Genomic DNA, 9,122 nt, shown 5'->3' on the forward strand with positions numbered 1-9,122 from the left:
GAATCAATGCGTTCCTGCAAGAACACGATACCATGAGGCCAGCCGCTATGGGTGAAACGATAACGACCTCCACTCCCGACTTCAATGGCTCTATCCGCATCGAATTGAGTGGTCACCACACGACCAGTGATGCCGGCGTGCTGGCCCTGCGCGAGGCGCTCGACGGTAGTGGGGTGGTGGCGGCACTGGAAGACCACCTGGTCGATACCCGTGATCCCACCCGGATCCGTCATTCGCTGGCCAGCCAGATCCGCACCGTGGTGCTCCAGCGGGCGATGGGATGGATCGATTTGCGTGATACCACCACGCTGAATCAGGATCCGCTCTGGCACTTGGCGTGTAGCGATGCGCGTGGCTTGACGCCATTGGTCGAGGCACGTCCCTCCCCGTCGACCCTGTCACGGCTGCTCAATTGCCTGGGCACGGATGACAATATCGATACGCTCCACGAGGGCTTGCTGCGCCTGGCCATCTGGCGGCTGCGCTCGCTACACGGCGGTGAACGACCCAAGCACTTGACCCTGGATATCGACGGCCTGCCCATCGAGGTCTTCGGCCAGCAGGGCGGCTCCGCCTTCAACGGCTACGCCGGCGCCCGCATCTACTCGCCGCTGGTCGCCTCCATCGCCGAAACCGGCGACATGCTGGGCGGCCTGTTGCGCGAAGGCAATGTCGGACCGGCCGAGGATGCCGACACCTGGATTCCCCACCTGGTGCAGCGTGTTGCCGAGGGCATGGATCTTGAGGTCGATCAGATTCGAGTTCGCCTGGATGCCGGCTTCACCGATGGCGAGACGCTGAGGGCCATGGATTCTCGGGACATCGCCTATCTGGGGAGGCTGAAGAGCAACTCGGTATTACAGGCCAAGGCAGAGCCTTACCTGGTCCGACCGCCTGGGCGGCCGCCCGAGACACCCCGCGAGTGGTGCCATGATCTGGAATACCAGGCGGGGAGCTGGGAGTCACCGCGCCGCGTGGTGCTGGTCGTGCAGGAGAACCCCGACGATCTGCTGTTTCATGCGTTCTTCCTGGTCACCAACCTCAACAAGCTCGACTACCCGCCGGAGAAGGTGTTGGCGCTGTACCGCAAGCGTGGCAAGGCCGAGGCCCACATGGGCGAGGTAAAATCGGCGCTCAATGTCCATTTGTCCTCGACCGACCGTGGCGCGTCGACGGTGCAGCAGGTCATGGCCCGCAATCAGGTCAACCTGTTGCTGAGCCTTTATGCCTACGAGGTCCTGCACGGACTGCGTTGTCTGCTGGAGAAGGAAACACGCCATGGCTGGAGCCTGATGCGGGTCCGCGAACAGGTACTCAAGGTGGCGGCCACGATCACCGTGCATGCGCGACGCATCACCTTTCACCTGGGGGCCGCCGCCGACAAGTGGTGGCCGGCCTTGCTACGCGGCCTACCGCGATTGACGCCCTTGGTCTAGCCCCAAGACCCAGAGGGGGAGAACAAACCAGCCAGAGCCGGCGGCGAACGGACCCGCCGACAGACACGGCTGTCTGTCAGGTTGGAATTGATAGATTTCGGACATAAAGCCCGATCCAACTATAAGTTTTCGTTATTGAAACGCCAGCCACTCGGCCATATGCCCTCACACGGCGCTCGCTAACGAGGCCATTTCGGGGTTGAAGCGTTCCCAGCAGCGCCTTGGTGAATTAGGCGGGCTGATTGACCGCAATGGTGAAGTCGTCAAGGAGGGTAGCACCCTGGTGGAGAGCGTCGGCCTCGCCATGCAGGATATCGTCGATAACATCGGGCGCGTCTCGGCCCTTATGGATGAGGTGAGCCACGCCTCTGAGGAGCAGACCCTGGCCATCGATCAGGTCAGTGTGGCCCTCGGCCAGATGGATGAGGTCACCCAGCAGAACGCGGCGCTGGTGGAGCAGATCGCCACCGCCTCAGCCTCTCTCAAAGATCAGGCCCGCGATCTGGCCACCTCTGTTCGCTTCTTCAAGGTCGGAAAGGGCGCGTCACTGTCACCCGACGCCTCGCAGCCACCGCTGGTCTCCGCCCCGCGGGCGCTCGACCATACCCCGGCGGAGCAGCCCGAGGCCGGCTCACCCCACCGGCTGGACGCACCCAAGCGCAAGCCGAAGAGCGCCGGCGACGAAGATAACTGGGAAAGTTTCTGAGACAGGCGGCAGATTCGCTGCCCTGATCCACTGCCTGGGAGCCAGGTGGCGAGCGGCGCGGGTAGCGTTGCCGGTGGGGCTCAGCGTCGGCCGGCGGGGTAGCGGGTATCCTTCAGGCTGTCCTTGATCTTCTTCAGGTGGCCGAGGAAGTCCTCGCCGCGCCGCAGGGTCACGCCGGTGGCCAGCACGTCGATCAGCGCCAGCTGGATCATCCGCGAGGTCATCGGCATGTAGTGGTCGGTGTCCTCGGGGGTGGCGACCTCCAGGGTCTCGGTGCACTCTCGAGCCAGTGGCGAGTCGGGGGCGGTGATGCCCAGCACCACGGCGCCGCTCTCCCGGGCCAGGCGGGCGATGTCGACCAGCTCCCGGGTGCGCCCGGTCCAGGAGATCACCACCACCACGTCGCCGGTATGGCAGCTCGAGGCCACCATGCGCTGCATCAGCACGTCCACATAGGCGGTGACCGGGATATTGAAGCGGAAGAACTTGTGCTGGGCATCCTGGGCCACGGCGCCCGAGGCGCCCAGGCCGAAGAAGTGCAGCTGTCGCGCCTGGATCAGGTAGTCCACCACCCGCTCGATGCGCAGCGGGTCGGTCTGGCGGCGGGCGTTGTCCAGCGCGGCAATGGTGGCACCGAAGATCTTCTCGGTGTAGTCGGCGGCCGTGTCGTCGGGTTCCACCGCCTGGCTGACGTAGGGGGTGCCGCCGGCCAGGCTCTGGGCCAGCTTGATCTTGAAGTCCGGGTAGCCCTTGGCATCGAAGCTGCGACAGAAGCGGTTGACGGTCGGTTCGCTCACCGAGGCCGCCTGGGCCAGGGTGGCAATGCTCATGCCAGTGGCGGTTGCCGGGTCGGCGAGGATGACATCGGCAACCTTGCGCTCGGAGCGGTTGAGCTCCTCGAGGCGCTGACGAATGCGATCGATCAGGTCGTGATGGGCCATGGCGCGTTGGCGCTCTCCATGCTGAGCGGCACGGTGCCGCGGGGTGAAGCCGGAACGGGTGATGTAGTGATTTAACTACATTATGCTGACTATCCTAGCCCGAGGAGGTTGGCCACGGCCAATCGTCCTCGGTGGCTGATAATTTATTGCGTAATATTACAACAAAAGATTGCCTTGATCCCTGCTTCCAGGTATTTTTTTGGTAATCCAACGAAAAGAGAGGCGGACATGAGTCACTTCAGCCGGTCCAGCCAGGCGGCCAGTACCGACATCGACCTGGCGCTGTTCGGCGCCCTCGGCGACCTGGCGCAGCGCAAGCTCTTTCCGGCGCTGTTCCAGCTCGACCGCGAGGGGCTGCTCGACCCGGGCACGCGCCTGCTGGGCCTGGCGCGCCAGGAGCTCGATGTCGACGGCTTCAAGGGGCGCGTCGAGAAGGCGCTCACGACCTACGTCAAGGCCGAGGAGCTTGACCGCAAGGCGCTCTCGCGCTTCCTTGCGCGCCTCGACTACCGCCAGCTCGATTTCACCAGGGTCGAGGGCTACACGGCGATCCAGGAGTGGCGCAAGGCGGGGCGCGAGGCGGGGCAGGAGCGCCCCATGGTGGTCTACCTCTCGGTGGCGGCGAGGATCTACGGCGACATCTGTCGGCACCTCGAGGCCAGCGGCAGCCTGGACGATCAGAGCCGGGTGGTGGTCGAGAAGCCGATCGGCTACGACCTGGCCTCCTCGGCGGAGATCAACGACGCCATCGGTGCCGTCTTCCCCGAGTCGCGTATCTACCGCATCGATCACTATCTGGGCAAGGAGACGGTGCAGAACCTGATCGCGCTGCGCTTCGCCAATCCGCTGTTCGGCACCCAGTGGAACCAGAACCATATCTCCCATGTGGAAATCACCGTGGCCGAGCAGGTCGGCATCGAGGGGCGCTGGGGCTACTTCGACGACGCCGGCCAGCTGCGCGACATGGTGCAGAACCACTTGCTGCAGCTGGTCTGTCTGATTGCCATGGACCCGCCGGCCAACCTTGACGCCGATGCCATCCGCGACGAGAAGGTCAAGGTGCTCAAGGCGCTCAGGCCCTTCACCGACGACATGCTGGGGCGTGACGTGGTACGCGGCCAGTACACGGCGGGCACCATCAACGGCAAGTCGGTGCCCGGCTACCTCGAGGAGGAGGGGGCCAATACCGAGAGCCACACCGAGACCTTCGTGGCCATGAAAACCGGCGTGGAGAACTGGCGCTGGGCTGGTGTGCCCTTCTACCTGCGCACCGGCAAGCGCATGCCCGAGAAGCTCTCGCAGATCATCATCCACTTCCGCCAGCAGCCCCACTACATCTTCGACCCGGACCAGCGGGGGCTCGCCGCCAACAAGCTGGTGATCCGCCTGCAGCCGGAGGAGGGCATCGCCCTGGAGGTGCTGACCAAGGACAGCGGCCTGGACAAGGGCATGCGCCTGCGCCGCGGCCCGCTGCACCTGGACTTCAACAGCGCCTTCCCCAAGACCCGCATCCCCGATGCCTACGAGCGCCTGCTGCTGGAGGTGATGAAGGGGCAGCAGTACCTCTTCGTGCGCCGCGACGAGGTCGAGCACGCCTGGCAGTGGTGCGATAGCCTGATTGCCGCCTGGGCCGATCGCGATGAGCCACCGCGCCGCTATCCGGCCGGCTCCTGGGGGCCCGTCGCATCGATAGCCATGATCACTCAGGATGGCCGCAGCTGGTATGAGGATTACTGAGGAACTCCAAGATGAGTGAGCTTTGCCGAGAACGCCTGGCCACCCAGCTGGCCGAGGCCGTGGCCGAGGCGCTGCGACAGGACCTGGCGAGCCAGGAGCGTGCCCTGCTGGTGGTCTCCGGTGGCTCCACGCCGGTGCCCTTCTTCCAGGCGCTGGCCGCCTGCGAGCTGCCCTGGTCGCGGGTCGAGGTGACCCTCGCCGACGAGCGCTGGGTGGCCGAGGACGCCGCCGACAGCAATGCCCGCCTGGTGGGCGAGCACCTGCTCAAGGGCCCGGCGGCGGCGGCCAGCTTCGTGCCGCTGACCACTGATGACGCCACCCCCGAGCAGGGCGCCGCAGCGGTGGCCGAGCGTGTTGCCGGCCTGGCCTGGCCGGCCAGCGCGGTGATTCTGGGCATGGGCGGCGACGGCCACACCGCCTCGCTCTTCCCCGACAGCCGCGAGCTCGCCCTGGCCCTGACCACCGAGGCCGCGGCGGTGGCGGTGCGCACGCCGAGCCAGTCCCAGCCGCGCATCACCCTCTCCGCCGAGCGCCTGCACCAGGCGCGGCGGCACTTCCTGCACATTACCGGCGGCGACAAGCGTGACATGCTGGTTCGGGCCCTGGCGGGCGATGACGTCCGCGAGCTGCCGATCCGCGCCTTTCTTTCCTGCCCGCTGGCCATCTACTGGGCCCCCTGATCTCATGGAGAGACATCAATGACCTTCGACAAGAGCATCGACAAGCAGCTGCCCTCCACCCGCACCACCGAGCTCGACAGCATCTGCCTGAAGGCTGAGGTGATCCCGGTGCTCGCCATCCAGCGCGTGGAAGATGCCGTGCCCCTGGCCACCGCCCTGGTCGAGGGGGGGCTGACCGTGCTTGAGGTGACCCTGCGCACCGACTGCGCCCTGGAAGCGGTGCGTCGCATCAAGGCGGCGCTGCCCCAGGCCAGCATCGGGGTGGGCACCGTGCTGACCCCGGCCCAGTACCGCCAGGCCGAGCAGGCCGGCGCCGACTTCGTGGTCACCCCGGGTACCACCGAGGCGCTCTATCGCTATGGAGTGACCAGCCCGGTGCCGATGCTGCCGGGCGTGGCCACCGTCTCCGAGCTGATGACCGGCTGGCAGTACGGCTACCGCCGCTTCAAGTTCTTCCCCGCCGAGGCCAGCGGCGGCGTCAAGGCGCTCAAGGCCTTCGCCGGCCCGATCCCCGAGGCGCGCTTCTGCCCCACCGGCGGCATCAACCTCGACAACGCCGAGGACTACCTGGCGCTCAAGAACGTGATGTGCGTGGGCGGCTCCTGGCTGACCCCGAACTCCCTGGTGGAGGCCGAAGACTGGAACGGCATCCGCCAGCTGGCCCGGGAGGTGGCCGAGCGCTTCCACCACTGACTCCCTCCCCAGGTTCCCTGCGAAAGAAGTTCCCTGCGAACGACGTTCCCGTGTGCTCTCTCGACAGCCTGTTGCTGTCCTTCTCCCGGCCCTCGTGGCCGGGTTTTTTTGACTCCCGAAACGAGCGGGGGCCGGCAGCTGCCGACCCCCGCGCTGCACGCTGACTCAGCGCCGGCGGCGCTTGCCGCCCTTGTCGGAGGGCGTCGTCGCGGACTCGGTGGCGTCCGTCGATGATCTGGCCGTGAAGTGCTCGCGCACCAGCGCCAGCAGCCCCTGGGTGGAGGCGTCGAAGTCCTGGCTCTGCTCGTCGATGCGCTCGCTGATCTCGCCGGCGATACGCTTGCCGAGCTGCACGCCCCACTGGTCGAAGGAGTTGATGTTCCAGATCACCCCCTGGACGAACACCTTGTGCTCGTACAGCGCGATCAGGGCCCCGAGGTTCTTGGGTGTCAGCTCGTCGAGCAGCAGCACGCTGGAGGGGCGGTTGCCGGGGCAGCTGTAGGGATCGAGCCGGCTGCCGCTCTGGCTGCCCTCCATGAAGGCGTTGGCCTGGGCCAGCATATTGGTGAGTAGGGCGAAGTGATGCTCCTCGAAGCCCGGCTCCGGTTTCAGCGAGGCGATGAAATCGATGGGTACGTAGCGGGTGCCCTGGTGGAGCAGCTGGAAGAAGGCGTGCTGGCCGTTGGAGCCGGTCTGCCCCCAGACGATGGGCCCGGTCTTGTAGTCCACCGGGTGGCCGAAGATGTCCACCGACTTGCCGTTGGACTCCATGTCGAGCTGCTGCAGGAAGGCCGGCAGCTGATGCAGCGCCTGGTCGTAGGGCACGATGGCCTGGGTCTCGGCGCCCACGAAGTTGATGTACCAGATGCCGATCAGCGCCATCAGCACCGGCATGTTCTCGCGGAAGGGCGCCTTCAGGAAGTGCTGGTCCATCTCGTAGGCACCTTCCAGCATGGCGATGAAGCCGTCGTAGCCGATGGAGAGCGCGATGGGCAGGCCGATGGAGGACCACATCGAGTAGCGCCCGCCCACCCAGGCCCAGAACTCGAAGACGTTCTCCTCGCGGATGCCGAACTCCATGGCCGCGCGGCGGTTGGTGGAGGCGGCGACGAAGTGGGCGCCCACGTCGGCGTCCGGCCCGGCGGTCTCCAGGAACCAGCGCCGGGCGGTCTTGGCGTTGAGCAGGGTCTCCTGGGTGGAGAAGGTCTTGGTGGAGACGATGAACAGGGTGGTGGCCGGGTCAAGGCGCGACAGCACCTTCTGGATATGGGTGCCGTCGACGTTGGAGACGAAGTGGAAGTTCAGCTCCGGGTGGCGGTACTTGAGCAGCGCCCGGCAAGCCATGTTGGGCCCCAGGTCCGACCCGCCGATGCCGATGTTGACCACGTCCCGGATGCGCTCCCCGCTGTAGCCCTTCCACTCGCCACTGCGTACCGCCTCGGAGAACTGCTTGATCTGCTCGCGGGTGCGCTGGATCTCCGGCATCACGTCCTTGCCGTCGACCATCAGCGGCCCCTCTCCTAGGTTGCGCAGGGCGGTGTGCAGCACCGGGCGGTCCTCGGTGACGTTGATGATGTCCCCGGAGAACATCTGGGCGCGACGCTGCACCAGCGCCGAGTGGTTGGCCAGCTCGATCAGCCGGTCGAGCACCGCGTCGGAGACCTGGTGCTTGGAGTAGTCGAGGAAGAGGCCGCCGACGCGCAGGCTCATCTTCTCGAAGCGCTGCGGGTCGTTGGCGAAGTAGTCGCGGATCCGGTCGTTGGCGGTCTGCTCATACAGGCGCTTGAGGGCCTGCCAGGTCACGCTGCGGGTCAGCTGGAACATCGGAAGCCTCGCCTTTTGTCATTGATGGGGTCGATGGGAGCCGGGTCGGGAGTGTCAGTCGGCGTTGCGGGTCGAGACCCAGGCGCCGGCGTCGGGAATGGTCATCTCGTAGGCCGATTCCAGCCAGGGCGAGCTGATCAGGAAATCGGCGCTGGCGGCGTTGCAGGCCACCGGGATGTTCCACAGGGCGGCGAGTCGCAGCAGCGCCTTGACGTCCGGGTCGTGGGGTTGGGGGGCGAAGGGGTCCCAGAAGAAGATCAGCAGGTCGAGCCGCTGCTCAGCGATCAGGGCGCCGATCTGCTGGTCGCCGCCCAGCGGTCCGCTCAGCAGTCCCTTCACGGGGAGCCCCAGCGCCTTGGCCACCCGACCTGCGGTGGTGCCGGTGCCGGTGAGCTCGTGGCGGGCCAGGGTCGCCTGCCAGCGTGCCGCCCATGCCAGCAGCTCCTCCTTCTTGCCGTCGTGGGCGATCAGCGCAATGCGCTTGCGGGCGGGCAGGGTGCGGGTCACGGTGTGCTGCGGACGTGGGTCGCTCATGGTGTTACGCCTCGAGGATCTTCAGGGTGTTGGTGCCGCCGTGGGCGTTCATGTGATCGCCCCGGGTCAGGATCACGTGGTCGCCGGGCGCCGCGATGCCCTTCTCCACCAGCAGCGCCAGCGCCCGGTCGTTGAGTTCGGTGGGGGCCATGTCACGGGTATCGAAGGGCAGCGACACCACCCCACGGTAGAGCGCCATGCGCCGCTGGGCCACCGGGCTGTGGGCCAGCCCGACGATGGGCAGCCCCGAGCGGATGCGCGAGGCGATCAGCGGCGTGTAGCCGGTGGAGGTCATGCAGGCGATGGCCGCCACGCCGGAGAGGTGGTTGGCGGCGTACATGGCGGAGAGCGCGATGGTCTCGTCGATGCGCGAGAAACCCTCGTGGATGCGGTGGCCGGACTCCTGGGCGACCTTCTCCCGCTCGGCGCCCAGGCAGACCCGGTCCATCGCCTCGATGGTCTCCACCGGGAAGTCGCCGGCGGCGGTCTCGGCGGAGAGCATCACCGCGTCGGTGCCGTCGAGCACGGCGTTGGCCACGTCGAACACCTCGGCCCGGGTGGGCAGCGGCGA

9 protein-coding genes are annotated in these 9,122 nt (G+C 66.6%); 5 read left to right on the forward strand and 4 right to left on the reverse strand.

The genetic code is table 11. The features are described 5' to 3' along the window. The first annotated feature begins 32 nt into the window (after positions 1-32). Together DER72_RS10165 and DER72_RS10170 are read left to right on the forward strand one after the other, a co-directional pair. On the forward strand, positions 33-1,436 hold the full coding sequence (locus tag DER72_RS10165) for an IS1380 family transposase (protein WP_110069881.1): 1,404 nt from the start codon (positions 33-35) through the stop codon (positions 1,434-1,436). Between the two features lie 199 nt (positions 1,437-1,635). After that, positions 1,636-2,142 carry a methyl-accepting chemotaxis protein gene (locus tag DER72_RS10170; RefSeq protein WP_258306269.1) on the forward strand — a complete coding sequence of 169 codons (507 nt, stop codon included), beginning with the start codon at positions 1,636-1,638 and terminating at the stop codon, positions 2,140-2,142. A gap of 80 nt (positions 2,143-2,222) precedes the next feature. Here the strand turns inward: DER72_RS10170 and DER72_RS10175 are convergent, their stop codons facing one another. Next, complete coding sequence (locus DER72_RS10175) at positions 2,223-3,083, reverse strand: MurR/RpiR family transcriptional regulator (protein ID WP_110069883.1); 861 nt, start codon at positions 3,081-3,083, stop codon at positions 2,223-2,225. A 228-nt stretch (positions 3,084-3,311) separates the two neighbouring features. On the opposite strand from DER72_RS10175, the gene zwf reads away from it, so the two are divergent. From zwf to DER72_RS10190, 3 genes are read left to right on the forward strand one after another with little or no spacing between them, the layout of a single operon-like run. Then, a complete protein-coding gene (gene zwf, locus DER72_RS10180; protein WP_110069884.1) occupies positions 3,312-4,820 on the forward strand; it encodes a glucose-6-phosphate dehydrogenase in 1,509 nt (502 codons plus the stop codon). 11 nt (positions 4,821-4,831) lie between these two features. After that, positions 4,832-5,500 carry a 6-phosphogluconolactonase gene (gene pgl / locus DER72_RS10185; protein ID WP_110069885.1) on the forward strand — a complete coding sequence of 223 codons (669 nt, stop codon included), beginning with the start codon at positions 4,832-4,834 and terminating at the stop codon, positions 5,498-5,500. Positions 5,501-5,518: 18 nt separating this feature from the next. After that, positions 5,519-6,193, forward strand: coding sequence for a bifunctional 4-hydroxy-2-oxoglutarate aldolase/2-dehydro-3-deoxy-phosphogluconate aldolase (locus DER72_RS10190; RefSeq protein WP_110069886.1), 675 nt, complete (start codon positions 5,519-5,521; stop codon positions 6,191-6,193). Positions 6,194-6,358: 165 nt separating this feature from the next. Here DER72_RS10190 and pgi read toward each other — a convergent pair whose 3' ends face one another. From pgi to DER72_RS10205, 3 genes are all read right to left on the reverse strand, one after another. Continuing rightward, entirely contained in the window at positions 6,359-8,017 is a 1,659-nt protein-coding gene (pgi, locus tag DER72_RS10195; protein ID WP_110069887.1) for a glucose-6-phosphate isomerase, read from the reverse strand. 54 nt (positions 8,018-8,071) lie between these two features. Then, positions 8,072-8,551, reverse strand: coding sequence for a methylglyoxal synthase (locus tag DER72_RS10200; protein ID WP_110069888.1), 480 nt, complete (start codon positions 8,549-8,551; stop codon positions 8,072-8,074). A gap of 4 nt (positions 8,552-8,555) precedes the next feature. Next, positions 8,556-9,122: pyruvate kinase (locus DER72_RS10205; RefSeq protein ID WP_258306270.1), on the reverse strand; the 567-nt coding region annotated here is incomplete at its 5' end.

Source organism: Halomonas sp. A11-A (genome assembly GCF_003182195.1).
Taxonomy (GTDB): domain Bacteria; phylum Pseudomonadota; class Gammaproteobacteria; order Pseudomonadales; family Halomonadaceae; genus Halomonas; species Halomonas alkalicola.

Excerpts from the sequence above, each read along its gene's own strand:
- DER72_RS10165 (WP_110069881.1), top strand. The coding sequence starts at position 33 with ATGAGGCCAGCCGCTATGGGTGAAACGATAACGACCTCCACTCCCGAC.
- DER72_RS10175 (WP_110069883.1), bottom strand. The coding sequence starts at position 3,083 with ATGGCCCATCACGACCTGATCGATCGCATTCGTCAGCGCCTCGAGGAG.
- zwf (WP_110069884.1), top strand. The coding sequence starts at position 3,312 with ATGAGTCACTTCAGCCGGTCCAGCCAGGCGGCCAGTACCGACATCGAC.
- pgl (WP_110069885.1), top strand. The coding sequence starts at position 4,832 with ATGAGTGAGCTTTGCCGAGAACGCCTGGCCACCCAGCTGGCCGAGGCC.
- DER72_RS10190 (WP_110069886.1), top strand. The coding sequence starts at position 5,519 with ATGACCTTCGACAAGAGCATCGACAAGCAGCTGCCCTCCACCCGCACC.
- pgi (WP_110069887.1), bottom strand. The coding sequence starts at position 8,017 with ATGTTCCAGCTGACCCGCAGCGTGACCTGGCAGGCCCTCAAGCGCCTG.
- DER72_RS10200 (WP_110069888.1), bottom strand. The coding sequence starts at position 8,551 with ATGAGCGACCCACGTCCGCAGCACACCGTGACCCGCACCCTGCCCGCC.